The 26,286-nt window shown below is 36.8% G+C and carries 25 protein-coding genes; 11 read left to right on the top strand and 14 right to left on the bottom strand.

Annotated features, from left to right (window positions below; translation table 11 throughout):
* The first annotated feature begins 180 nt into the window (after positions 1–180).
* Complete coding sequence (locus LVD47_RS09210; RefSeq protein WP_236975452.1) at positions 181–627, top strand: Hsp20/alpha crystallin family protein; 447 nt, start codon at positions 181–183, stop codon at positions 625–627.
* Between the two features lie 563 nt (positions 628–1,190).
* Here the strand turns inward: LVD47_RS09210 and LVD47_RS09205 are convergent.
* The 4 genes from LVD47_RS09205 to pheS all read right to left on the bottom strand — a co-directional run bounded on the left by LVD47_RS09205 (position 1,191) and on the right by pheS (position 6,556).
* The gene (locus LVD47_RS09205) at positions 1,191–2,576 is read right to left on the bottom strand and encodes a transglycosylase SLT domain-containing protein (protein WP_236975450.1); all 1,386 of its coding nucleotides are present in this window, start codon (positions 2,574–2,576) and stop codon (positions 1,191–1,193) included.
* Positions 2,577–2,769: 193 nt separating this feature from the next.
* The gene (gene gatA / locus LVD47_RS09200; RefSeq protein ID WP_236975449.1) at positions 2,770–4,176 is read right to left on the bottom strand and encodes an Asp-tRNA(Asn)/Glu-tRNA(Gln) amidotransferase subunit GatA; all 1,407 of its coding nucleotides are present in this window, start codon (positions 4,174–4,176) and stop codon (positions 2,770–2,772) included.
* The gene (gene hisS / locus LVD47_RS09195) at positions 4,173–5,525 is read right to left on the bottom strand and encodes a histidine--tRNA ligase (RefSeq protein ID WP_236975448.1); all 1,353 of its coding nucleotides are present in this window, start codon (positions 5,523–5,525) and stop codon (positions 4,173–4,175) included. Before hisS ends, gatA begins: the two co-directional genes overlap by 4 nt.
* Complete coding sequence (gene pheS / locus LVD47_RS09190; RefSeq protein ID WP_236975447.1) at positions 5,522–6,556, bottom strand: phenylalanine--tRNA ligase subunit alpha; 1,035 nt, start codon at positions 6,554–6,556, stop codon at positions 5,522–5,524. Before pheS ends, hisS begins: the two co-directional genes overlap by 4 nt.
* A 140-nt stretch (positions 6,557–6,696) precedes the next feature.
* Between pheS and LVD47_RS09185 the strand changes: the two genes are divergently transcribed.
* Positions 6,697–7,893, top strand: a complete 1,197-nt coding sequence (locus LVD47_RS09185) for an O-antigen ligase family protein (protein ID WP_236975446.1) — start codon at positions 6,697–6,699, stop codon at positions 7,891–7,893.
* Here the strand turns inward: LVD47_RS09185 and LVD47_RS09180 are convergent.
* The gene (locus LVD47_RS09180) at positions 7,871–8,578 is read right to left on the bottom strand and encodes a rhomboid family intramembrane serine protease (RefSeq protein ID WP_236975445.1); all 708 of its coding nucleotides are present in this window, start codon (positions 8,576–8,578) and stop codon (positions 7,871–7,873) included. The two genes, LVD47_RS09185 and LVD47_RS09180, sit on opposite strands and share 23 nt — an antisense overlap.
* Positions 8,579–8,588: 10 nt before the next feature.
* A complete protein-coding gene (locus LVD47_RS09175; RefSeq protein WP_236975443.1) occupies positions 8,589–9,557 on the bottom strand; it encodes a KpsF/GutQ family sugar-phosphate isomerase in 969 nt (322 codons plus the stop codon).
* Positions 9,558–9,656: 99 nt separating this feature from the next.
* On the opposite strand from LVD47_RS09175, the gene recQ reads away from it, so the two are divergent.
* The gene (gene recQ / locus LVD47_RS09170) at positions 9,657–11,858 is read left to right on the top strand and encodes a DNA helicase RecQ (RefSeq protein WP_236975442.1); all 2,202 of its coding nucleotides are present in this window, start codon (positions 9,657–9,659) and stop codon (positions 11,856–11,858) included.
* Between the two features lies 1 nt (position 11,859).
* Entirely contained in the window at positions 11,860–12,291 is a 432-nt protein-coding gene (gene aroQ, locus LVD47_RS09165) for a type II 3-dehydroquinate dehydratase (RefSeq protein ID WP_236975441.1), read from the top strand.
* 7 nt (positions 12,292–12,298) lie between these two features.
* Here the strand turns inward: aroQ and LVD47_RS09160 are convergent, their stop codons facing one another.
* The 4 genes from LVD47_RS09160 to rho form a co-directional block, all read right to left on the bottom strand.
* A complete protein-coding gene (locus LVD47_RS09160; protein ID WP_236975440.1) occupies positions 12,299–12,802 on the bottom strand; it encodes a hypothetical protein in 504 nt (167 codons plus the stop codon).
* Positions 12,799–13,197 carry a ribonuclease P protein component gene (gene rnpA / locus LVD47_RS09155; protein WP_236975439.1) on the bottom strand — a complete coding sequence of 133 codons (399 nt, stop codon included), beginning with the start codon at positions 13,195–13,197 and terminating at the stop codon, positions 12,799–12,801. Before rnpA ends, LVD47_RS09160 begins: the two co-directional genes overlap by 4 nt.
* 14 nt (positions 13,198–13,211) lie before the next feature.
* Complete coding sequence (rpmH, locus tag LVD47_RS09150) at positions 13,212–13,367, bottom strand: 50S ribosomal protein L34 (protein ID WP_236975438.1); 156 nt, start codon at positions 13,365–13,367, stop codon at positions 13,212–13,214.
* Between the two features lie 114 nt (positions 13,368–13,481).
* Entirely contained in the window at positions 13,482–15,224 is a 1,743-nt protein-coding gene (gene rho / locus LVD47_RS09145; protein ID WP_255785067.1) for a transcription termination factor Rho, read from the bottom strand.
* 230 nt (positions 15,225–15,454) lie between these two features.
* Here rho and serS point away from each other — a divergent pair, with 230 nt between their 5' ends.
* The 5 genes from serS to LVD47_RS09120 all read left to right on the top strand — a co-directional run bounded on the left by serS (position 15,455) and on the right by LVD47_RS09120 (position 19,776).
* Complete coding sequence (gene serS, locus LVD47_RS09140; RefSeq protein WP_236975437.1) at positions 15,455–16,735, top strand: serine--tRNA ligase; 1,281 nt, start codon at positions 15,455–15,457, stop codon at positions 16,733–16,735.
* A gap of 19 nt (positions 16,736–16,754) precedes the next feature.
* A complete protein-coding gene (locus LVD47_RS09135) occupies positions 16,755–17,459 on the top strand; it encodes a zinc metallopeptidase (RefSeq protein ID WP_236975435.1) in 705 nt (234 codons plus the stop codon).
* Between the two features lie 24 nt (positions 17,460–17,483).
* Entirely contained in the window at positions 17,484–18,047 is a 564-nt protein-coding gene (gene frr / locus LVD47_RS09130) for a ribosome recycling factor (RefSeq protein WP_236975433.1), read from the top strand.
* Positions 18,048–18,178: 131 nt separating this feature from the next.
* Positions 18,179–18,922 carry a glycosyltransferase family 2 protein gene (locus tag LVD47_RS09125; RefSeq protein WP_236975431.1) on the top strand — a complete coding sequence of 248 codons (744 nt, stop codon included), beginning with the start codon at positions 18,179–18,181 and terminating at the stop codon, positions 18,920–18,922.
* A gap of 89 nt (positions 18,923–19,011) precedes the next feature.
* A complete protein-coding gene (locus LVD47_RS09120) occupies positions 19,012–19,776 on the top strand; it encodes a 3-keto-disaccharide hydrolase (protein WP_439651997.1) in 765 nt (254 codons plus the stop codon).
* Positions 19,777–20,328: 552 nt separating this feature from the next.
* Here LVD47_RS09120 and LVD47_RS09115 read toward each other — a convergent pair.
* Genes LVD47_RS09115 through LVD47_RS09100 form a run of 4 tightly spaced genes read right to left on the bottom strand, consistent with a single transcriptional unit; the run spans position 20,329 to position 23,387 of the window.
* Entirely contained in the window at positions 20,329–21,255 is a 927-nt protein-coding gene (locus LVD47_RS09115) for an energy transducer TonB (protein ID WP_236975427.1), read from the bottom strand.
* A gap of 4 nt (positions 21,256–21,259) precedes the next feature.
* On the bottom strand, positions 21,260–21,619 hold the full coding sequence (locus tag LVD47_RS09110) for a VanZ family protein (RefSeq protein ID WP_236975425.1): 360 nt from the start codon (positions 21,617–21,619) through the stop codon (positions 21,260–21,262).
* Positions 21,620–21,677: 58 nt separating this feature from the next.
* Positions 21,678–22,070 (bottom strand): glycine cleavage system protein GcvH, encoded by a 393-nt coding sequence (gene gcvH / locus LVD47_RS09105; protein ID WP_236975423.1) that lies wholly within the window; start codon positions 22,068–22,070, stop codon positions 21,678–21,680.
* A 6-nt stretch (positions 22,071–22,076) separates the two neighbouring features.
* Positions 22,077–23,387 carry a citrate (Si)-synthase gene (locus LVD47_RS09100; RefSeq protein ID WP_236975421.1) on the bottom strand — a complete coding sequence of 437 codons (1,311 nt, stop codon included), beginning with the start codon at positions 23,385–23,387 and terminating at the stop codon, positions 22,077–22,079.
* A 115-nt stretch (positions 23,388–23,502) separates the two neighbouring features.
* Between LVD47_RS09100 and LVD47_RS09095 the strand changes: the two genes are divergently transcribed.
* Both LVD47_RS09095 and LVD47_RS09090 read left to right on the top strand, forming a co-directional pair.
* A complete protein-coding gene (locus LVD47_RS09095; RefSeq protein WP_236975419.1) occupies positions 23,503–24,087 on the top strand; it encodes a DUF3109 family protein in 585 nt (194 codons plus the stop codon).
* A gap of 83 nt (positions 24,088–24,170) precedes the next feature.
* On the top strand, positions 24,171–26,279 hold the full coding sequence (locus LVD47_RS09090; RefSeq protein WP_236975418.1) for a peptidylprolyl isomerase: 2,109 nt from the start codon (positions 24,171–24,173) through the stop codon (positions 26,277–26,279).
* Positions 26,280–26,286 lie beyond the last annotated feature (7 nt).

The raw sequence follows: 26,286 nt of genomic DNA, 5'->3' as shown, positions 1-26,286 counted from the left end.
CTAAAAAGATTTCAAAGAATGTTTTTATTTTCATGTCAAATCGACAGTGTATTGGATTAATAAGTGACAAAATGGCTGTTTTTTGTTGGAGGTTTCGGCCAAAAATTCATTTTTTTAATAATGGACTCTAATTTGCAATTACTTAATCAAATGATTTGACAAAAAAATAAATCTTGAATTATGAAAGTTATTGCTAGAAAAAACATCAACAGAGATCCTTTTTGGAATTATTTGGACCGTGCATTTTTTAGTGACCTACAGAGTGAAAAACCTGCAAGTTCAAATAAAAATAATCGCGCACCAATGAACATTATTGAAAATAATAATGTTTATACTATTGAATTATTGATTCCTGGTTGGAAAAAATCTGAGATTAGTATCGAAATAGAGGATGATACATTGAAAATTTCAGGAGAGAAAAGTATTTCCAAGGAGGAAACGAATGAGACTGAGAATTTTAAACTTAGAGAATTCAAAACGGAAAAATTTTATCGCTCTGTGATTTTGGGAGATGTTGTTGACAGGGATAGTATTGAAGCCAATTTAGAGGACGGTGTCCTGAATCTGGTTTTACCTAAAGTTCCGGAAGCACAACCTGAAGAGCCCAAAAAAATAGCGATTAAATAAAGATCTAACATGTTCATGGGGTTAGGGCTTGTTTAAATGGCTGAGGTTCTTTTTAGGGCCTCAGCTTTTTTTTCTCTCAATATTCCCACAAAAAAGTTATCTGATAATAATCGACCGGACAATCTCATTTTTTGTGCTGTGAATTTTCCTTCTTTTGAAATCGATTCAGTATCTACGCAAAATTCATGATGAATTTTTATAAGCTTTTGAACGGACACTACGTGAGGTTTTTATAATTACTGGGTATATCCGTTTTGCAAAAAGGTTTTCCTGCGGTTTAGACTTGGTTGGATTAAATGCGAACTGTTGCCGATTCTTACATATACTCCTCTCCAATTTTGCCTGGACAAACTCGCCAGGGGCTTTGAAATTGTGGTATTACCTACTGAATTAATTGAAGGTGTCGCTTAATTTTGAAAGCGATAAATATGGTAATCTTGATGTATACAACTGTAAGTCTATTCGATCCCGCAAAGTATTGTAATTATGCCCTATTGAAGGACATTCAAAGTGAGCTCTTGTCTAATGGGAAAATGCTTACTGTATCATACGGATTCATTGTCTTAACCAACTATTTTAGATTCATTGCTTGATGCAATATGTTCTTTAGACGTAGGTACAATGATCTTTTGGTGTTTCTTCAAGTTTAGAAACGGATTAAGTCTGAGCAAATCTTCTAATGTAAGATCAAATTTTTGAGCTACATCCAACATTGTTTCCCTAGGCTTGAGGTAGTATATTTTTGTCTTAATATTTATCTCATCAATATTATTCATTGCCAGGAACGAGTTAGTCCTTTTCCATTTATATGAAATAGGATTTAAATTTTTGAAAATATACGGTGCGGGCATGGGATCAATCACCTTTCTTATTTTCAAATAATCTTCATTGGGTACGTAGAAATTCAATACCCCTGAAAAATATTCCTGATTATTATAATATCCATTGATCAACATCATTAAACGATGGTTAATACCCATTATACCAGCTACCTTCTTTAACTCTTCAATATTGTCAAAGTGATACTTGATATTTCGGAATAAAGCAGAGTCGGGTTTATCCCGATCATGTATGGGAATTCGAATGCTTATGGTCGAATTTTCATTTAATGTGATCGCATTCCTTTTGATATGAGGGTTTAATGCTAAAATATCATATTTTGATATATTGTACTCCTTGGCAATATTATTGAGGTTAAAATGGCTGGAAACGATATGATGCTTAGTATACAATTCTTTGGCAGAGGGCATTTCGGGTATTAATTCATACGATTGGTAGGTTTGAAATATCAATTTGGCCGCTACCATTTTGCTCAAATATTCTTGAGATTCCCGGGGCATTTTTCGAATAATGGCCTCCACGTCTTCAATTTCATTATCCCGAAGGATCTTTTTTAAGCGATACGGCCCGCCGTTATAGGCCATAAGTACCAGGCTCCAGTTTTGGAATTCATCGTAAAGGGACTTTAAATATTTTGCTGCTGCTTCACTAGATTTGATAAAGTCCTTGCGTTCATCAATTGAACTATTAATTAAAAGACCATTAGTCTTTCCCGTACCACTCATAAATTGCCACATTCCTACAGCGCCGGCTGATGATACTACATCAACCCTGAATCCGGATTCAAAGAAAGGGATATATTTAAGATCTTCCGGTAGATTATATTTTTTCAAAGCAGATTCGATGAATGGAAAATATAACATGGCCCTTCCCAATAAATGTTCTGTATACTGGGGATAAACAGAGAAGAAAGGTTTGGATATGGCAATGGCTTTATCCTTCTCATAATACGGGATTATAGTATTGATTTCCTCGATATCGCTGCGAATCTTTAATTCAAGTGCCTCTTCTTTATTAATAAAGGGGGTGTTCGCGAAAGATTGAGTATGTTGACCTATAAAAAACAGGATTTGTATGCTAAAGTAGCAAAAATACAGTCCTTTGTTCATAATACCTATTTAGTGAATAAATCGTAGGATATTAATTTATAAGCAAATATAGTTTAAAAAATTTTATAATATGATTTATGGCTCACTTTTTTGTATAGTTCATTTGTATACCTTTTTGGTCGGACCAAAATCAAGTTGCAAATGTATGAATATTTACGAACCAGAAACGTAATCAGTTTTAAAAATTATACTTTTATAAGACGTCTTGAGCAATTTTTAACAATTTGCCTTCTTCCCAGGAATTGGATATAATTTGTATTCCAATGGGGTAGCCGTTTTGGGATGTACCAATAGGGATACTAATTGCTGGAAACCCTGTAAGATTAGGTAGAACGGAGAAAATATCAGACATGTAAAGTTCTACTGGAGAAATTTTTTCGTCTATTGACCAAGGAAATTTAGGAGTGATCGGGCAAATAATAGCATCAAATTCCTCCATTAAACTCTTAATTTTTTTAACAAGGATTCTTCGAGCTTGTTGTCCTCTCTTATAGTACGCATCGTAATATCCACTGGATAAGACATAAGTACCAGTTATGATCCTTCTCTTTACCTCTTTTCCAAAACCTTGAGTACGGGATTTGGTGTATAATTCATTGAGGCTTTTAACATTTTCTGCGCGGTAACCGTAGCGTACGCCATCGTATCTTGATAAATTAGCCGAGGCTTCAGCTGATGTCAAAATGTAATATGTGGGAATGACATAATCTATTAAATCGAACTCAGCATTTTCTACAGTGTATTTGTCTTGGAGAGTCTTTTCAATGAATTGTTTTGAAAACGTTCTGATCTCCGGATCCATCGAATGATGATCAAAACCAGAGTTCATTATACCTAATTTTAATTTTGCCTCAATTGTAGCAGATATGGCTTCATTGGCTGTTGGGGATACCGTTCCATCATTTATATCTGTTCCGGATATTATGTTCAGGGTCGTTAATAAATCTTCAGGATGGTTGCCAATTAATCCGATCTGATCAAAAGAAGATGCGTAGGCTAATAATCCATATCTGGACAACCGACCATAAGTTGGTTTGATACCAATGGTCCCCGTAAATGCGGCAGGTTGACGAACCGAACCACCGGTGTCACTACCAAGCGCAACTAAGCAACTGTCAATTTGTATAGATACAGCTGCACCACCTGATGACCCCCCTGGTACTTTGTCTTCTCCCAGTTTATTTAATGCAGGACCATAAAAACTATTCCGATTGTCAGACCCCATGGCAAATTCATCACAGTTAGTACGGCCAATGAGAATTCCATCCTCCTGTAAGATTTTGTCAATAACTGTTGCGTTGAACGGTGAGCGGTAATTATCCAGGATCTTTGAGGCTCCCGTTACAATTTTGTCTTCTACACAAATTACATCTTTTACCGAAAATACCGCACCTGCCAACTTCCCTACTTCTTTACCATTTGTAATTTTATGATCTAATTCGCTGGCTTTTTGTAATGCCTCATCTTTCCATACTTCAATATATGCATTGAGAGAACTGTGAGTGTCTATTTGTTCCAGGTAATAGTTTACGATTTCACAAACAGATAAATTGCCGTCAAATAATTGACTTCTTAAATTTTGTAGTGTATTGGACTTCAATGGTTTTCGGGTTTTAATAACTTTTCTACAATTTCATCTCTGTCGATGGTGACTTGTTCACCTGTAATCATATTTTTTAGAGATGCGTTTTGGTTTCGAAACTCTTCTTCTCCAATAATTATTACGAATTGGCAATTGATATTATTTGCATATTTCATTTGCTTTTTCATCTTATCACCTGCTGGATAAAGATCCGCTTTTATTCCTTCATCACGAAGGGTATTTAATATTGTATAACCATGCTGTTGATAAATGGGGTCTAATGTGAGTATCAACACTGGAGCTGATTTTATTTTTGGGGGAAATAATTTGAGTTCTTCCATTACATCGAAAATTCTTTCGGCCCCAAAAGATATACCAATACCCCCGAGGGCTTCACCTCCAAAAACTTTCGTAAGATCGTCATATCTACCACCTCCTCCTATACTTCCCATTTCTACATTTTTAGCAGCAACTTCAAAAATGGTACCGGTATAATAATTCAATCCTCTCGCCAAGGTCGGATCAAAGGTCAAAGTATTGGTTAGTTGTTGATTTGTCAAGAAGCTGTATATTTCTTCTAATTCTTTTACTCCAAGTTGCCCTAATTCAATATCATTGAAAAATTCCCGAACATCAGATAAATTTCTAAAGGACAGAAATTTCAGGATGGATGTAATTTTTGCGTCAGGCAATTTCAGTTTTTTCAAAATGTTGACTACTCCTGATTCCCCGATTTTATCTAATTTATCAATAGCAGTAGTAATCGATGTTAAATTCTCTTCTTCATTAATTAATATAGATAGAGCTGTGAGGAGTTTTCTATTATTTATTTTTATATCAACTGAGATACCTAAATCCCTGAAAACTTTATCGAATAATTGGACAAATTCCGCTTCGTATTGCAATGATGAAGATCCAATTACATCGGCATCGCATTGATAAAATTCCTGATATCTTCCTTTTTGAGGCCGGTCAGCTCTCCATACGGGTTGTATTTGATATCTTTTGAAAGGAATATTTATTTCATTTCTATGCATTACTACATAACGGGCAAATGGTATCGTCAGGTCGTATTTTAATCCCCGTTTGGATAGTTGCTTAACAGCTTTAGGACTGTTTTTTTCTTCTAATATATCCGGTGAAACCTTTTTTAAGAAATCCCCATTGTTTAGTACTTTAAACAATAATTGATCGCCTTCTTCACCATATTTACCCGTTAATGTATCAAGGTTTTCCATGGCTGGAGTCTCGATTGGGACATATCCAAAAAGTTCGAAGTATTTCTTAATAGTATTAAAAATATACTTTCGTTTGTATATTTCCTGTGGCCCGAAATCCCGGGTACCTTTAGGTATATTTACTTTCATATACTTACAGATCTGAATTGATTTAGAAACCGCATATCATTCTCGAAGAACATTCTGATATCCGTAATTCCATACATACGCATAGCTTGCCTTTCGATACCCATTCCGAATGCAAAACCACTGTATTCATCTGGGTCGATTCCACAGTTCTCCAGAACATTGGGGTCAACCATCCCACATCCCATTATTTCAAGCCATCCCGTTCCTTTGGTTATCCTGTGGTCTGCTTCGGTTTCCAGTCCCCAATATACGTCTACCTCTGCACTTGGTTCTGTAAATGGAAAGTAAGAGGGCCGTAATCTTATCTTTGCTTCTGGTCCGTACATTTCCCGGGCGAAGTACAACAACGTGTTTTTTAAATCCACAAACGATACATCTTTGTCAATATAAAGCCCCTCTACCTGGTGAAACTGGCAGTGAGATCGGGCAGATACCGTTTCATTTCGATATACTCTACCTGGAGAAATAATTCTAATAGGAGGTTGTTGACTTTCCATCACATGAACCTGAACCGTACTTGTTTGGGAGCGAAGCATGTGGGTCCAATCATTTTTGATATAATAGGTATCAGTCATATCACGGGCCGGATGGTTTTCCGGAGTATTTAAAGCCGTAAAATTATGCCATTCGTCTTCTATTTCACGATTTTCAGCAATTGAAAAACCTATTCTGGAAAATATATCAATAATCCGATTCATAACTAATGATACCGGATGTCTGGATCCCAGATTAATTGTCGGCCCTGGTTTTGTAAGATCCAGATTCTTAATTTCTTTTATTTGTTCAGAGCTTTCCAACGAAAGCTTTAGGGACTGATATTTTTCTTCTGCCAACTTTTTAACGGCATTAATCTGTTGACCAAATTCTTTCCTGGAATTAGGTGGAATATTCTTTATTTCTGAGAATAATGGTTTGAGCTGATTTTTTGACCCTAAAAATTTAATTCGAAATTTCTCTAGTTCCTCGCTTGTCTCCATCGAAATATTTTCAATTTCTTCCCGGTATGATTCCAACTGACTTATAGCATCCATATTAAAATCCTGTATAAATTACTTTTTAATTTGACAAAGGTATAATTTTATTATTTTGAATGAAAGGGAATGAGAATTTATCAAATTTGAATTTATAGTATAGATACTATAGTATTATAGTTTTTTGATAGGAATAAGAAATGGATATAAAAAAAATTAACCTGAATTGGCAGGAGAGGTTGTTATTGGGAATTTGGTTATTGCTTCCCTGGGCATTTTACTTTTCAAAAGCTGTAATATCCATTTTGTTGGGTTGTTTTGTAGTAATGGTGCTTTTTGAAGCAAAGAGAATGAAAATGCCGGGATTTTTACGGTCAATGACCCCATATTTAATTATATCATTTGTAGTATTCATATCTGGACTTTGGACTTATAATACAAGAGATTGGTTTAATTTATGGAAGGCCAGCTTGCCTTTAATAATAATTCCTGCAGGCTTCCACATTAATCCCGAATTAATTAGCCGAAACAGAAAAATGATATTAAACCAGTTTATTTGGGGAGGAATGGCCCTTTGTATTTACATCATATACATATATGCAGGGAATTCTGATACAATAAATAATGACATTTATAAGGGAGGCTCTATACCATTGCCAATGAATCATATACGAACGAGTATTTTATTGGCTATTGCTACTTTAATTGGACTGGCTTCGTTTTTGGAATTCAATCATTCTATAAAGAGAAAAATTACAGTACTTTTTTTTACGTTAATTCTGTTTTTCGGGGTTCATCTTTTAGCCGTCAGGACTGGTATCATATTAATGTATGTAGGAATTATTTTGCTAATAATATGGGCCAATGCCCGATGGGACTTTTCATGGAAGTATTTCGCATTTGGCTTACCTGTATTAGCAATTATATCATTCCTGGTTTTTCCCTCTCTCCAGGCAAAGTGGTCTTATTGGGTAGATGATATGGGTAATTTGGATAGTTATTCATGGACGTATTATTCTGATGCAATGCGCTTGAAGTCTATTGGTTTGGGATGGAAAATTGGAATATCTCATCCCATTATTGGCGTAGGTATTGGAGATTTAAGAGATGAAATGTCGTGGATTTTCCAAAGAGAAGAAAATGTAATTGCTTCACTCTATCCACATAATATGTTTATTACATGGTTCGCTGGTTTTGGGGTTGTTGGGTTGGGGATAATATTATATGCTTTAGGGTATATGTTTTATAACACCGGTATGTATAAAGATCCTCTTTTTGGTTCTGTATTTATATTATTTATGATTAGCTGCCTCGTAGAAAATACGTTTCTGGGATTTTTGGGCTGTACTTCTTTTGCAGCATTGACTGCACTTTCTAACGATACTTTGAATGGTTGAAGCGGTTGTTATACTCCCTTACAAATTCATAAGTTTTTGCTTTGGTACGAAAGAAGAACCCTACAATAACTCCAAAGATAAAGCCCCCGATATGGGCCCACCATGCTACTCCTTGTGTTTGGGCCGGCATTTGACCGGCTTCATTATACACCGATAAAAATTGCTGGAAAAACCAGAACCCGATAAAAAATAAAGCAGGAATATAAAAGGTCATAAAAAATATGATAAAAATCATTTTTATTCTTGATCTGGGAAACAATATAAGATAAGCTCCCAGGACAGCTGAAATAGCTCCACTGGCTCCGAGGCTGGGAATGGTACTTTGGTAATTCATTCCAATGTGAACAAGCGATGCAATAACCCCTCCCGCTATGTAGAAGAGGAAAAACTTTATATTGCCGAAAACCGCTTCAATGTTGTCTCCAAAGATCCAAAGAAATAGCATATTCCCTACCAAATGAGCCATCCCACCGTGTAAAAACATATTTGTGAACACAGAATAAAGTTTATGACCATTTAGAAAATCCTTGGGTACTGTACCGAATGTGTTAAAAAAAACCTGTAGATAATTGCCTCCCAGGCTCACCTCATAGATATAGATTAAAATATTCGATAAAAGGAAGAAATACGTAAAAACAGGCTTTGCCCCGCCCTTAATATTATCATCGCCAATTGGGAAAATCATATGAAATCATTTATTCGGCTATGCCTTCTTTTAGTAAATCATGTAGATGAACCATCCCCAGATATTCATTTTTTTCTGTTACAATCAGTTGGGTAATACTGTTTTTTTTCATAATCTGAATAGCCGATATTGCCATTTCATCCGGACTAATTGAAATTGGATTCAAGGTCATAATATCAATAGCTTTTACAGTTGAATTAAATTTTTCGTGCAGGAGCATTCTACGTAAATCCCCATCTGTAATAATACCTGTAATTCTATTATCGTGTATTACGGCCGTAGCCCCCAGTCTTTTTGCAGTTATTTCAAGGATGACTTTTTCAATGGAAGTTTCTTGAGATACCATAGGCTTTTCGTGTAAGTGGAGCAAATGTTGGACTTTTAAATAAAGCTTTTTGCCGAGGCTTCCACCTGGATGAAACTTAGCAAAATCGTCCTTACTAAAATTTTTTAGTGCCGATAAGCACATTGCGAGGGCATCACCCATAGCAAGTTGTGCAATAGAGCTACAAGTCGGCGCAAGATTGTCATTATCTGCTTCATATTTTACGGGTGTAAATAATAAAAAATCAGAGTGTAATGCCAGATATGATTCCTTATGGGCGGTCATGGCAATGGATTTGTTACCAAACTTTTCGATGATATTATGAATAATCTTTATCTCGGGAGTATTACCACTTTTAGAAATGAAAAGTATAATATCGTACCGATCTATAACACCCAGGTCTCCGTGAATAGCGTCTGCCGCATGTAAAAATGTAGAAATGGTCCCAGTGGAATTGAGAGTTGCAACAATTTTTTGACCAATAATCGCACTTTTTCCAATTCCTGTAATAATTAATTTACCTTTGGACAGGTGAATTGCTTGGACAACTTCTTCAAAGGCTGGACCAATTTCAGGAATTAAATTTTCAATAGTGTTTTTTTCCAGTTTGAGGGTCTCAGTTGCTATCTTTAAAGATGATTTGTGCACATTCATCTGATTTTATGTGTGAAATTTCACGAAAAATAGATATTTTAATTGATAGAACCATATTGAGTTCGTATGTGAATTAAGATTTAATGTAAAATATCAATTATGGAGTTTAAAGAGAAATCACTGCAAGGGGCTCTTCAGCAGTATTTTGGCTTTGATCAATTTAAGGGACCTCAGGAAGAGATTATTAATAGCATTCTTTCGGGCCATGATACTTTTGTTATTATGCCTACCGGTGGTGGAAAATCTCTGTGTTATCAATTACCAGCAATTTTATCGGAAGGCACTGCTATTGTTATTTCCCCATTAATTGCTTTGATGAAGAATCAAGTAGATTTGATACGAGGGTATAGCCAGTCTGATAGTATAGCCCATTTTTTAAATTCATCATTGAATAAGGCTCAGATCCGGAAAGTAATGAGTGATATTACTGAGGGAGAAACAAAAATATTATATGTAGCTCCGGAAACGCTTACAAAGGAGGAATACCTTAGTTTTTTTAATCGCGTAAATATTTCTTTGGTGGCAGTGGATGAAGCACATTGTATCTCTGAATGGGGGCACGATTTTCGACCGGAATATCGAAAGATTAAGTTCATGGTGGATTCAATAGGACCCAATATACCCATCATGGCCCTTACCGCTACAGCTACCCCAAAGGTCCAGAGCGATATAGTTAAGAATCTCAATTTAGGGAGTTACAATAAATATGTTTCTTCATTTAACCGGACTAATTTATACTATGAAATACGTCCTAAGGTAAATAAGCAAAATGCAATAAAAGAGATTATCCAATTCATCAATGAAATGAATGACCCTTCGGGAATTATTTATGTACAGAATCGAAAGACTACGGAGGAACTGGCGGAGACGTTGAATATGAATAATATCAATGCGGCCCCATATCACGCAGGATTGGATGCAAATACCCGTGCCAATACACAGGATGCTTTTCTTATGGAGGACGTAAAAGTGATATGTGCTACGATAGCGTTTGGGATGGGGATAGACAAGCCTGATGTGAGGTTTGTGATTCATTATGATATGCCAAAGAGTATTGAAAATTATTACCAGGAGACCGGGAGAGCGGGTAGAGATGGATTAGAAGGAAGGTGTCTGGCTTTTTATTCGCCCAAGGATTTATTGAAATTGGAGAAATTCCTAAGAGACAAGCCTGTAGCTGAACGAGAAATGGGAATGGTATTGTTGCAGGAAGTAATGGACTACGCAGAGACTTCAGAATGCAGGCGGGCTTTCCTTCTTAATTATTTTGGAGAATCTTATACCAGGGATAAGTGCAATGATATGTGTGATAATTGCAGGCATCCCGTCGAAAAAGAGGAAGTATCGAATCAAATGGTCCATGCATTAAGTGTCATTGATTCACTAAAAGAGAATTATACTTCTAAAATGTTGGTCAAATTTTTGATGGGGGAAGAAAATGAAACATTGAAAAGTTTTAGTCTCAACGAACATCAATGGTTTGGTTCCGGGAAGGATAAGGGCAAAGATTTTTGGAATACAATGTACAGACAGGGAATATTAAAAAAGTTTTTGTTCAAAGATATTGAGACGTATGGTGTTTTGAAGCTAAGTGATAAAGGCAAAGATTTTATACAAAACCCCAGTGAACTTTGGTTGGGAATTAACCGGAGCTACAAAAAAATGGAAGAAAGTGGTTACGATCCATCAGTGGGGCGTGGTGGTGCAGTAGATAACATTTTGTTTAAAATGCTTTGTAGCCTTCGTGACAGGGAAGCCAAGAGGAAAAGGATTCCAAAATATGTAATGTTTCAGGAGATTTCACTGGAAGATATGGCGACTCAATATCCGTTGAGTATGGAGGATATGACCAAGATCTCAGGCGTAAGCATAGGCAAAGCGAAAAGGTACGCAAGGCCATTTCTCAAGTTAATTGCAGACTATGTAGAAGAGAATGATATAGAAAGGCCCGAAGGGTTTGTTGTTAAAACAGTTGCGAATAAATCCAAGTCTAAAGTGGCAATTATTCAGGGAATTGACAAGCAAATGGACATGGAAGACCTGGCTTCAGCAATTAATATGAGTTATAATGAATTGTTAGAGGAACTGGAGATCATTGTTTTTTCAGGAACAAAATTAAATATTGATTATTACCTGGACGAGAATATAGATGAATATGTTATTGAGGATATTTATGAATATTTTATGGAAGCGGAAAGTGATTCCCTTGAAGATGCTCTGGCTGAATTAGAAGAAGATGATATCAATAGTGATGAAATACGATTAGTAAGAATAAAATTCTTGTCTGAGCTAGCTAACTAATATGGAAAAATTATCAGTTTTAATTATAAATGGGCCAAATTTAAATTTATTGGGTACCCGTCAGCCGGAAATTTATGGGAGTACGACTTTTACGGATTACTTGGATGAGTTAAAAGATTTGTATTCAAATACGTTAGAATTAGAGTATTTTCAATCCAATTCAGAAGGGGAGCTAATAGATTGTATCCAGAAATATTCTTCTTCTGTCTCTGGAATAATTATTAATGCCGGAGCCTATACGCATACATCCGTGGCTATACATGATGCCTTGGCCAATATATCCATACCTAAGGTGGAAGTCCATATTAGCAACATTCACAAAAGAGAAGTATTCAGGCACCACTCATATTTAAGTCCGGTATGTGATGGAATTATTATTGGAATGGGATTGAAGGGGTACAGACTGGCGTTGGAATTTATACTTCAGAAATAATCTATATTTATTCTTCCGGTACGGACATTCGCAAATCAACAACCCGGAACCTCCATCCTTTATTGGCTACATAGGGACGGTCAATCCATTGGTGGAGTAACCAGGCGATTCCGAATACGATTGGCCCCGGAAGCAATAGACCGGCTCTAAATCTTTTTTCATAAATAGTCCCTATAATTCCGGATAAAGTGCCTGTAGCTCCTAATGTATATAAAGGGTAAATAAAGAATCTCCCTTTCCTGTGATAAAAATCATTGGGAATTATAGAATATATACTATCCGCAAAAAATACTTCGCTTTCGGTAATAACTACACCTTGGTCCGGTCGAAACCCTGTTATTTTCTCTTTTGTATAATAATCTCTTCCCTTTAATTTGAATTCAATTTCACTTCCTACAGGAATTTTGAGTGTTTTAGTATTACCGATTTTCTCAAGTTGGAGAAAAACTTGTGTGTATGCCTTATAAGGTTGGAGGTAAAGAAAGAAAAGGATAATTATAATTGATTTCATTCTGCCGGTTGTTTTAGAATGAAACGATTAATAGCTTTATTAACGCTGGAAAATATCGGAATTTCTTTACCGATATACAACAATATTAATCCGACCTGATCATCCGTTTCCGCAGAAGTGATCACTTCTGCTATTTTATGTTTCTGCAAACGGTACGCTTCGCGCATTACCCTTTTTATTCGATTGCGATCAGTGGCTTTTTTGAAGCGTCTTTTGGATACAGTAAAGGCACATTGGATGGTTGGTGGTGCCTTTTTTTCAATTGGAGCACGTTTTATCGTGCCATATAAAAATAGGATGGGATAGAACTTTATTTTTTTCCCGTTTTCAAATAAGTCTTTTATTGCATGCTCATCTTTGAGCTTTTCTGATTTTGGAAAACGGAATTGAGACATTCCAGGGGATGATCTTATTTCAATTTGAATTCAGAGGAAACTGATAGTTTTTGCCTTCCTTTTCTTCTTCTTCTATTGATAACCTTTCTCCCGTTTTTAGTACTCATTCTAGATCTAAAACCGTGTTTATTTTTCCTTTTTCGTACTGATGGCTGAAATGTCCTTTTCATGATTCAGTCTTCTTTTTATTAAAAATTAATGCTCCCACTTAAAAGGGAGCACAAATTTAGAAGTTATTTCTTAAGTATCAAAATTAATTGGTAATTCTTGGTATTTTTTTCAGCTTATCCATTCATGGAAGCCAAAAATTCCTGATTGTCACTTGTGTTTAGCATCAATCTTCGAATATGTTCCATTGCTTCATCCGGTTTCATATCAGCCAGGTATTTGCGTAGGATAAACATTCTTTGTAAAGTATCTTTATCGAGCAATAGCTCTTCCCTTCGAGTACTTGACTTGGTAAGGTCTATTGCAGGATACAATCTCTTGTTGGCAAGCGACCTATCCAATTGAAGTTCCATGTTACCAGTTCCCTTAAATTCTTCAAATATTACGCCGTCCATTTTTGATCCGGTATCGATAAGGGCCGTAGCTAAAATAGTAAGTGATCCTCCGTTTTCTATATTACGTGCCGCACCAAAGAATTTTTTGGGCTTGTGAAGAGCGTTTGCCTCAACACCACCTGACAATACTTTACCACTGGCAGGAGCTACTGTATTATAGGCTCTGGCTAGTCGCGTAATGGAATCGAGTAGAATAACTACATCGTGTCCTGATTCCACTAATCTTTTGGCTTTCTCAAGGACGATGCCAGCTACTTTTACATGGTTATCGGCAGGCTCATCAAAGGTGGAAGCGATTACTTCTCCTTTGACACTTCTTTTCATATCTGTCACCTCTTCCGGTCTTTCATCGATCAGTAATACGATCATATAACATTCCGGATTATTTTTTGCAATTGCATTAGCTACATCCTTTAGCAAAAATGTCTTACCTGTTTTGGGTTGTGCCACAATCAATCCCCTTTGACCTTTTCCGATTGGTGCAAATAAGTCGATCATTCTATTCCCAATATCACGTCCAGTAGGAGAGGATGTCAAATTGAACTTTTCATTGGGGAATAAGGGAGTCAAATAATCAAAGGAAACTCTTTCTCGAACTAACTTCGGATCGAGTCCATTAATTTTTGTTACTTTCAATAAAGCAAAATATTTTTCACCGTCTTTTGGAGGTCGGATTGTTCCTAATATGGTATCTCCTGTTCTCAGTCCAAAAAGTTTGATCTGAGAAGGGGAGACATAAATATCGTCTGGTGAAGAAATGTAATTGAAATCGGCTGATCTCAAAAAACCATAACCATCAGGCATCATTTCGAGCACTCCCATGCCTTCAATCGCACCATCTAGGTCAATATCAAAAGACTTTTCTTTCTTTTTTTGATCATTTCTTTCTTGATCGTTTGACTTTTTTTGTCTATCCGAAGAACTGTTTTGTGTATTTTCTTTTCTGTGATTCTCTTTGTGAGAGCTGTTTTTTGGGCTATTTTGGTCTTTATTGTCCGATTTATTGTTTTTGTCAGAAGTGTTCTTTGGATTGGTATTACTGTTGTTGTTAGGCGTATTTGCTTTTGGGGCGTTACTGCCAGGATTCTGTTTTGGGGAGCGTGTACTGTTTTGCTGAGTTTTCTCAGAAGGTTTTTGATTAGCACCGCCTTGATTTTGTCCTTTTTTAGTATTGGGACTATTTGGGGTGTTTGTGACCCGTCTTCTCCTTCTGCCAGATGAATTTTGATTACTATCTGAGTTATCTGGTTGATTGGGATTACTTTTTGATTCCGGTTTTTTGGGGGCTGCTGCTTTATCTTTTTCGCCTTTTTCACCGTCCTCTTTCTGCATAGCTTGTGCATCCAGGATCTTATATATTAAGTCCTTTTTATTCAGGCGCTTGTATTTTTTTAAACCTAAATTTTCCGCAAGTTCTCTTAGCTCTGGAACGAGCATGTCATTCAACTGCAAAATATCATACATATGATTAAACTTTCTTTAAATCGATTGATAAATAAATAAAATGATACCGTTGGTTTATGTTACGAATTATTCAAGATCTAGATGTAAACTATGGAAATTGAATCTAACAATAAAAAAAGGAGTATATCAAATCAAAAGATTAATTTTATAATCTTGACGCAAAAATAAGTGCTTTTTTTTAAAGATGCCTATATCTTTGCAAAAAATATGAAAGAAACAACAAAAAAAGTATGCTTGAGGTAAAAAGAATTCGTAAAAATAGAGATTTTGTCATTAAAAGCCTGGAAAAAAGGGGGATAAAAGATGTAGAAACCAAAGTTGATGAAGTTATTAAATTGGATGACGATCGCAAAACCCTTCAAACTGAGTCAGATGAAATCCTAAGTAATATAAATAAAGCATCAAAAAAAATTGGTGATTTATTTAAATCCGGTAAAGGAAATGAAGCTGAATCGCTAAAAGGAGAGGTGGCAGATCTGAAACAAAAGGTCGGTTTTTATGAGGAGAAGTTAAAAGAAACGGAAGAGGCGTTGGAGGCGAATCTTTTGGAGATCCCTAACGTGCCACATGAAAGTGTTCCCGCTGGTGTCACTGAAGAAGATAACGAGATAACAGAAGATTGGAACGGACCATTACCTCAATTAGGAGATGAGGCAAAACCTCATTGGGAATTAATTGAAAAGTATGACCTTGTTGATTTCAATCTTGGTGTGAAAATCGCGGGGTCTGGCTTTCCTGTTTATAAGGGCAAAGGAGCTGTTTTGCAAAGGGCATTGATCCGGTATTTTTTGGATGAGGCAACCAAAGCTGGTTGTCTTGAAATTATTCCCCCGTACTTGGTTAATGCTGCTACGGCAAGAGGGACGGGACAACTTCCGGATAAAGAGGGACAAATGTACCATGTCACCAAGGATGATTTGTATTTGATTCCTACGGCAGAAGTGCCTGTTACAAACATTTTTAGGGGAGATATTGTTAACGCTGATGAACTTCCATACAAATTAACAGCCTATACTCCATGTTTTAGACGGGAAGCGGGAAGTTATGGGGCGGATGTAAAAGGTTTGAACCGGGTTCATCAATTTGATAAAGTAGAAATGGTTGTTATTGCGAAGCCGGAAGACTCCTACAATATACTGGACTGGATGGTAGAACATGTGCGAAATTTGCTTAAAAATTTGGGATTGCCATTTAGGATTCTAAGATTGTGTGGTGGCGATTTGGGGTTTACTTCCGCGCTGACTTTTGATTTTGAAGTATATTCAGCTGCGCAAAAAAAATGGTTGGAAGTAAGTTCAGTATCAAACTTTGAGACCTATCAAAGTAATAGGATGAAAATACGGTACAAGAATGAAAGTGGAAAATCTGAATTGGTTCATACTCTTAATGGAAGTGTATTGGCCCTGGCAAGAATTGTTGCATCTTTGTTAGAGAACAATCAGACGGAATCGGGGATCGAAATTCCATCTGTTTTGAAACCTTATACGGGGTTTGAACGTATTACATTATAAAATAAAATAAAATTTAAATATGGGAGGATATACGGGGTATATTATTATTGCAGTTGCCTTTTCTATTATCGGATGGTTTGTAAGTAATCGACTTAAATCAAAATTTCGTATTTATAGTAAAGATCAAATTTCCAGTGGCCAATCGGGAAAGGAAATTGCTGAGCAAATGTTGTCATATTACGGTATTAATGATGTTCAGGTACTTCCCGCTAAAGGGTTCTTGAGCGATCACTATAACCCTGCCAATCGCACCGTTAATTTGAGCCCGGAGGTTTATCAGGGGCGAAGTGTTATGTCTGCGGCTGTAGCAGCTCATGAATGTGGTCACGCTGTTCAACATGCTACTAGTTATAATATGTTGAAATTTAGATCGGCGATTGTGCCTGTAGTAAAAGTAGCTTCTGGTCTGCAACAGTATCTTTTATTGTTTGCACTTGGAGGATTTGGCATGAATATGAATGGCGCAGGAGGAACAATTTTGATTATTACTATCTTGGCCTTTGGTGTTACGACTTTATTTTCATTAGTTACCCTTCCTGTCGAATTCGACGCAAGCAGAAGGGCCTTGGTTTGGTTGGACCAAAATAATGTTACTGCTGGTAAGGAACATGAAAAAGCGAGGGATGCTCTGAAATGGGCTGCGATGACTTATGTAGCGGCAGCGTTGTCCTCATTGGTTATGTTATTATATTTAGTAATGCAACTTATGGGATCGAGAGATTAAATTTTATTAAATTAATAAAAAATTATGCAAGCAGATACTGATAGTGTATTAAACGTGTCTAAGAGTCAAATGGATGATTCGATAAAACATCTGAAAGACGAATTGTTGAAAATTAGAACGGGTAAAGCTTATCCTTCTATGGTGAACAGTGTAATGGTTAGTTATTACGGAGCTCCTACACCTTTAAACCAAGTGGCGAATGTAACGGCTGTTGATTCGCGTACTCTGGCCATCCAACCCTGGGATAAATCAATTATTGATGATATCGAAAAAGCTATCATTGAATCCAACCTGGGATATAATCCAATGAACGACGGTGAATTTATTAGAATTCCTGTACCTCCTTTGACAGAGGAGCGCAGAAAGACACTTGTGAAACAGGCAAAGGCTCTTGGGGAGGATACCAAGGTAAGTATTCGCAGTACAAGAAAGGAAGCACTTGATGTAGTAAAGAAGGCAACAAAGGATGGCTTTCCTGAAGATGCAGGGAAGCGGTTGGAATCAAAAATTGACGATCTTGTCAAGAAATACTACGAAAGTGTAGACAATCATATCGATGCTAAAGAAAAGGATATTTTGACGATATAATTCTTTGGAAAGATAATATCACAAGTAAAGGTCTTTCGGAACTTTGCTTTAAAAGTGTACTACCCAGGATCAGGCGTTGACGCTGAAGATTAAATTCTTTGGTTTGGGTTACGTAAAAAGGAAAATTGAATATGACCAATATTTCAGTCGTACTGATTACACTGAATGAGGCTGATAATATCAGAGATTTTATCGCTAACGTAAGTAATATAACTGACGATATTATTGTTGTAGATGCTCAAAGTACTGACCATACGGTCGAAATAGCTAAAAAATATTCCCAAGTTTCTGTAATTTCTCATCCCTGGAAAGGTTTTTCAGCTGCAAGAAATTTGGGAGCGGAGTCAGCCAGGTATGATTGGATATTAGCATTGGATGCTGACGAACGACTATCTGATAGGTTAATTTCAGAGATTAATACTTTATCGTTTGATAATCCGGAAGATGTATATTCTTTTTCATTTTTGAATTACATTGGAAAAACTCCCGTTTTTTATGGTAGTTGGTCTGGGGTGTGGGTAAAAAGAGTTTATAATAAAAATTTTTCGAGTTGGCAAGGGGATTTTGTTCATGAGAGGTTGAGGTTTTCTGGGCGAGTTGTAAAACTCACTGGAATATTTCATCATTATTCTTACCGTGATTGGCAGCATTTATATAAGAAAACAGATAGATACGCATACCTGGCCAGTAAGAAATTAAAAGAAAAGGGTAGGGAATATAGTATAGTAATGCATACACTGAGCCCAGTATGGCGTTTTGTTAGAGACTTCGTCGTAAAAGGAGGTTTTTTGGATGGTAGGACTGGATTGTTTATTGCGATAAATAATGCTAGATTGGTGTATAAAAAGTATAAGTATTTGAAGGATATTTCATGAATGTCCTATGGTCTTACGTCTGTATTGTTTTTGAATTCAAAGTAAATTGTGGAATGAATAACCGAATCCTTTTTTCAGCCTTGTTTTTGATGATAGCTGTTTTGTTATTGTCTCATAGAATTGATGCACAAAGCAAAGGATCTGATAGATGGCAACCTATATTTAATGGGCAGAATTTGGAAGGGTGGATACCCAAGTTTCATCATCATAATGTGGGAGATAATTACAGGAATACCTTTAGAGTAGTAGATGGAGTTATACAGGTGAATTACAGTGATTATGGAGAATTTGATGAACGGTATGGTCATCTTTTTTACGAAAAACCTTTTTCTTCTTTCCATTTAAAATTTGAATATCGTTTTACAGATGAGTGGTGCAAGGATGCTCCGGAATACACTTATAGAAATAGTGGCGTCATGTTTCATTCTCAATCACCAAATACAATTCTTAAGGAGCAGGATTGGCCCATCTCAGTAGAATATCAGATGCTTGCGGAAGCTGAAGAGGGTGTATCTCGACCTACAGGTAATATGTGTTCACCGGGAACTGAGGTTTTTTACAAGGGAGAGATGGATCCCAGGCATTGTATTAATTCGACCTCTGATACGTATAAATGGAACGAATGGGTGCAGGCGGAATTAATTGTACATAGTGATTCTCTTATTGTACATAAAGTGAATGATATGAAAGTATTAGAATATACCAACCCACAGATTGGAGGTGGTGTGGCAAATGGTTTTGATCCCAAAATTAAGGTAGATGGTAAAATGTTAAAGGAAGGATATATAGGCTTGCAGGCTGAGGGGCAGGGGGTGGAATTTAGGAATATAAAAATTAAGGAGCTAGTAGATTGATATTCAGATTGACATTTACCACTTTGATCCTCTATAATCTTTTATTAACAAAGTGGCTAAATACTTCGGACGTTACAAGAAGGTGTACAGAGAATAAAAGGTGCTATATCTTGTATAGGTGTTCACGACATAGTATTCAAGTTTTTTCTTGATACTTCATTATCTTTTGAATTGCCCGCATATTGATTAAGATTGTGGCGGTAAATTTTTATGTTTTTAATGGATATGTCTTACTAATTATTTTTACGTAAAAGGTTGCTTCTAATGAAGTTCCATAAGAATATCATAAAGAGGGTGACGAATTTTCGATAAATTCTTACTGAATTATTTTTAAAGAACTTTGCGGTTTGAAGTGATATACTAAAGAGAGTACAGAAGGGGAGTAAAAGCATCCATTGACAAGGTGAAACTGTTGTTTATTCACGTTACTATTTGCCGGAACTATACAATTTTTCCAGACTTTTGATTCTTTGTGTTTCTATAAAAAAAAAAAGAGTGATTTGAAATTTTCAAATCACTCTCACTGTATTCTAAATTATCTGATTCAGATAATTAATTTTTCAACTCAAATTTTACGGGAAGAATAAATTGAACCCTTACTGGATTACCCCGTTGTTGTCCGGGTGTCCACTTTTGAGGGAGATTATCCATCATTTGAACCACTCGAATAGATTCTTCACCTAGTCCTGCACCTACATCCCGCATGATTTTTGGATCGGTAATAGAACCGTCTTTTTCTACTACAAAACTGACAACAACATTACCTTCAATGCCATTTTCTCGAGCAATGGCAGGATACTTGATATTGTCGTAGAGAAATTCAAGCATCTTTTTATCAGCACATGCTTTCTTTTCTGCTTCTGTTCCTGAAATGTTTTCACATCCTGGAAACCGCGGCATTTGTTCCACTACTTTGAAAATCTCCTCTTCTTTGGGAGCTGGTGGTGGTGGTGGCGGTGGCGGTGGTGGTGGCGGTGCTGCCTCTTCTACCGGAGCCTCCACAAAAGTCTCTTCCTCTACCGATTGGTCAACAAACTCGATTTCTTCTTCTTCTTCGATAAGTTCCTCAGGAACTTCTTCGATCACCGGCGGTGGTGGCGGTGGTGGCGGTGGTGGTGGTTCAGAAGTACGAGGCGGCTCAATTTCAATGTCATCAGGTATTTCCAATGCATTGTCCGGAATATAAATTTCTGGATCTTTTTCCGTGTAATTAAAGCTCAACCACGTAATACCTAAAGCAACGACTCCACCGAAGAGTAACAATGGCATCGACAACCTAAAAGCGTCCACATCCGGATATTTACTCCGGCCTTGAAGTGGACTTCCCCAGTCGTGATCACTGTATTTGTCCGAAAGGTCTGAGGCTGACTTGCTACGCATTATATACTTTACAACAAGTATAACAGCGATTACAAGCGCCAAAAAGCCAAACAGAGCTATAACCAATGTCCGCCCATCAACAGTAATGTCATTTAACATGGCTTTAAAATTTATAAAATTTAAAAAAAACTATTCCTAGAATAGAGCCAATAATATTAGCAATAATATCAGCAATATCAAAATCTCTATTTATTATTTTTGAACTTTGTAAAAACTCCATCAATATACCCCAACCGATACAAAATAAAGAAGCCATTAAATACTTGTGCTTTATTTTGGTTTTATGAAGGTAATGTATTGCGATAAAACTTAATACAAAGTACATTCCCGCGTGAACTATTTTATCCAGATGAGGAAGATCCAAAATACTCTTTTGCACTCTATCTCCCGTCGGTATTAGGGATAAATAACAAACAATACCTAACCATAAATAAAAAAGTATTGTCCATTTCTTTTTTCCCACGGTTTCTATTTACTAGATGTTTGTGAAAGAGATTTTGTTGTATCCGTAAAGAAAAAAATTATGAAACTAAATTTTTGTATTCATCTGCATCTAACAAATCATCCCATTCCTCGGCATTTGTCATTTTAATTTTCACAATCCATCCTTTTTCATATGGGTCTTCGTTAATTAAAGCCGGATCATCACCTTCCGATTCATCCAATTCCGAATTGAATTCGAGGACTTCACCTGAAACAGGCATAAACAGGTCCGAAGTAGTTTTTACTGCTTCTACCGTACCAAAAATTTCGTCTTTATCAATTTGATCACCAACGGTATCTACTTCCACATAAACTATATCGCCCAGTTCGGATTGGGCAAAATCCGTAATACCAACGGTAACGATATCTCCGTCATCTTTGCGAACCCATTCGTGTTCCTTTGAGTACTTGAGTGTGTCAGGTATTTTCATGTTTAATTAATTCTGTTGATCAGCAATATAGTTTTTAATCCAGTCTAATGTGACGGACTTTGGACGTTCTAGAGGAAGACCCAGTGCCCGGGACCAGCAAAGGTTACTTAATACTCCAAGGGCTCTTGATACACCAAATAGAACAGTGTAATACGTATATTCTTTTATGCCGTAATGAACAAGGATTGCGCCAGAATGAGCATCTACATTTGGCCATGGGTTTTTAACTTTTCCTAGGCCTTCCAGAATACCGGGAACGATTTCGTACAATTGCCATACGACTTTTACCAACTTATCATTTTGTAAATGTTTTTCTGCAAATAGTTTTTGCGCCACAAATCTTGGGTCGGGTTTTCTCAAAACAGCGTGGCCGTATCCGGGAATTACTCTTCCGCTATCCAGTGTTTTTTTGATAAAAGATGAAATTTGTTCATCCGTTGGTTCATCTGTTCCTATCTCATCCAGCATTTCGAGAATAAACTTAATTACTTCCTGGTTGGCTAGACCGTGCAATGGACCTGCCAATGCATTCATTCCACCCGCTAATGAATAATAGGCGTCACTTAAAGTGGACCCTACTAAATGAGTCGCATGTGCAGAAGCATTACCACCTTCATGGTCTGCGTGAATGGTAAGATACAATCGCATTAAATTTTGGAATTCGGGATCTTTATTCCCTAACATATGGGCAAAATTTGCCGCCCAGTCAAGGGAGGTGTCCGGAGCAATTTGATCGTTGTTGTGATAAACTCTCCTATATATATAGGCCGCTACTCCCGGAAGTTTGGCTATAAGGTTCATGACATCTTCAAAGGTAGGATCCCAAAAATCCTGCTTATTAATTCCCTCTGCATATTTTCTGGCAAAGATACTTTCGGTCTGCATTGATGTGATAGCAGCACTAAACTGAGTCATAGGGTGAGTGTCAATGGGCATAGCCTCAATTACATCATAAGTATGTTGGGGAACTTTTGCTCTTGATTCCCATTCATCAGCCAACCCTTTTACCTGTTCTTCAGTTGGAATTTCTCCCGTTAGCATCAACCAAAACAAACCTTCAGGTAACGGTTCAGTATGATTTAATTTAGGTAGTTTCTCTCGCAATTGGGGTATACTATACCCTCTGAATTTTATCCCCTCTATAGGATCTAGATGGGAGGTTTCGCTAAACATACTTTTGATACCCCTCATACCACCTACCACTTGTTTCAATACTACTTCATCTACCTTCAGATCGCCACTTTCTTTTAACATTGATTTCAACTCATTGGCTACAATTTTTGATTTTTGTTGAAATAATGACTTGAGTTCCTTCATTAGGATAATATATTTTTGAATCTTTGATTAAATAAGAATAGTGTGAAAATTTATTTCACAGGGAGCGAATATACAATTTTAATTGTCGATTTACAATTATAGTTTAGACATGTTCATGATAAATAATATACTCGTTAGTGACGAGATTTTGGAAAAAAAATTTTGCTGTAATTTGGCTGCTTGCAAAGGAGTATGCTGTGTTGAGGGCGATTATGGGGCTCCGCTTGAACCGGAAGAACGCGAAATACTCAAGGCGATTTATGACAAAGTTGAACCGGGATTGGATGATGTATCTCGAGATGCTATTGATGCAAATGGTGTGGAGCAGTACTTCCCTGGAATGAATGATTACGGAACAACACTCAGGCCTGATGGGGCTTGTGCTTTTGTGACTTTTGATGAATCGGGAATGGCTTTATGCGGGATTGAGAAGAAATACAACGAAGGCATTATTGACTTTAAGAAACCATTAAGTTGTGAATTATATCCTATTCGGGTAAATCGGGACAGGGAAGTTGGATTTACCGCACTAAATTATGATGAATGGGAAATTTGTACTCCTGCTATTATGAATGGGGAAAAGTTAGGTTTGCCTCTGGTAGCTTTTGCTAAAGAAGCATTGATAAGGGGATTTGGTGAGGAATTTTATAATGCTCTGGAAGCGGCACAGGAATTTTATAATGAGAAAGAAAAGCAATAACAATTTATTTTAGAAGTCTAGGTGAAAAATGTGGAAGTTTTTTACCTTTGCAAATCTTTTTAGAAGCAAACAATCAAATAATTATGGCCTTAATAGGTACAATTAGAAGAAATAGCTGGTTATTATTTGTCATGATAGCATTGGCACTAGCTGCATTCCTTATAATGGATATGGTCGGTAATAGCAGCAGATATCAAGCTGGAAATCTTACGTTAGGAGAGATTAACGGGGAGAAAGTGGATTACCGAAACTTTATGGCTCATGAAGAAGCTGTATATGCCGGTGGAGGATCCGATGTGTATTCGAGAAGGAGTTATCTGTGGAATTATTACCTGAATAAAACTTTATTCGACCGGGAGGCAGAAGCTAATGGTATAGGTGTGGGTAGGGAAGAACTACTGGATCTTGAATTTGGTTCAAACCTCAGTCCGGTAGTTCAGCAGAGATTTACGAATCCCAATACCGGAGGTGTTGATTTTCAACAATTAAATAATATCAGACAACAAATTCAAGCAGGACAGATGCCTGAAGAAACAAAGCGATTCTGGGCATGGCAAGAGAAAGAGATCATCGCTGATCGCAAGCAGAGGAAAGTGGAGAACCTGGCAGCTAAGGCCTTTTATACACCCTCCTGGTTGATAGATAGATTAATGGATGATCAGAATAACCAAATGGAATTTTCTTACGTAAAAATCCCATTTAATGAAGCTGATGCCAGTAGCCTGGAGGTTACTACTTCGCAAATACAAAACTATTTGGAAGAGAATAGGAGTGAATTTGCACGTGATGAAGAAGGTAGAAGATTGGAATATATGACCTTGAATGTAACGGCCACTGCTACTGATAGCGCTGAAGTTAAAGAAAATCTCAGATCTGTTTTGGAGCGTTTCAAAGAGACTGATAATGATACTACCTTCATCCAAAATAATGAAGGTGTATTTACATCCGCTTATCAATTCAAAGAAGAACTGCCTGCTATTATCGCAGATTCCGTTTTTGAAAAACCGGTCGGGTCTTTTGTGGGACCGTATGAAGTACAGGGATCAATAAGAGCAACTAAAATTGTCGACAGGAAGATGATACCTGATTCAGTGCATGCAAGGCACATTCTTTTTAATGGGCAGACCCAACAGCAATTGATGCAAGGATTTCAAACGGCTGATAGTCTAATGAAAGTGATAGAAAGTGGTCAGGCTACTTTTGATTCATTAGCCATAAAACATAGTCAGGGACCATCTGCTCCGAGAGGAGGGGACCTGGGATATGCTGCAAGAGGTCAAATGGTTCAGCAATTTAATGATTTGATTTTTTATCGAGCTGAGATTGGAGAGTTATATACGGTCGCCACACAATTTGGAGTACACCTGGTTGAAGTACTGGATAAAAAGTTTATTAATAATCAGGAAGGAGTTCAATTGGCTACTGTACAGGAGGAGATTGTTCCCAGCCAACGTACACAGGATTCCATTTACAATATTGCGCAAGAATTTATTTCCAACGCCAGGACATTGCCCGAGTTGAAAAAAGCAATTGCTGATAGACCGGAGTTTAGAATTCAGGAAGCCCAGCCTTCAACAAAAAATGGATATTTGTTTGCAAGTTTTGGTGGCGGAAACGTAAGTAGAGATATTATCCGTTGGGCATTTGAAAACAGCACGGAAGAAGGTGATGTTTCTCCAATCGTTTATAGTTATCAGAATCCTCAATTATTTTATATTGATCGCTATGTTATTGTAGGATTAAATGAAATATTACCAGAAGGTTTGCCTGATCCTGAAAGCGTCAGATTACAAGTAGAACAGACCATACTTGATAAGTTGAAAGGAGAACAAATTGCCAGTCAAATAAGTAATGCTACTTCTCTTGAAAGCATAGCTTCGCAATTCAATGTAACAGTAGATTCAATCGGGGCTGTTAATTTTATGTCCGACAATATTCCTGATATAGGACGTGAGCCCAAATTATTGGCGGCAGTAAAAAATACTGAACTTAACCAGCTTTCCAAACCTGTAATAGGTAATACCGGCGTCTTTGTGGCAAAGCCCACTAATGTTTCTCAAACAAATTCGGCTAATTTTTCAAGTGTGCAAAATAATTCAGTATCACAGATGGCCCAACAAGTTAATACGGCTTTGAGCGGGGCTTTAAAAGAGAATGCTGAAATTGAAGATAATCGATCCGATTTTTATTAGATTAACG

The sequence above is a fragment of the Membranihabitans maritimus genome (assembly GCF_021729145.1).
GTDB classification, from domain to species: Bacteria; Bacteroidota; Bacteroidia; order Chitinophagales; family Saprospiraceae; genus Membranihabitans; species Membranihabitans maritimus.
This window is presented reverse-complemented; position numbering and strand designations above follow the sequence as displayed.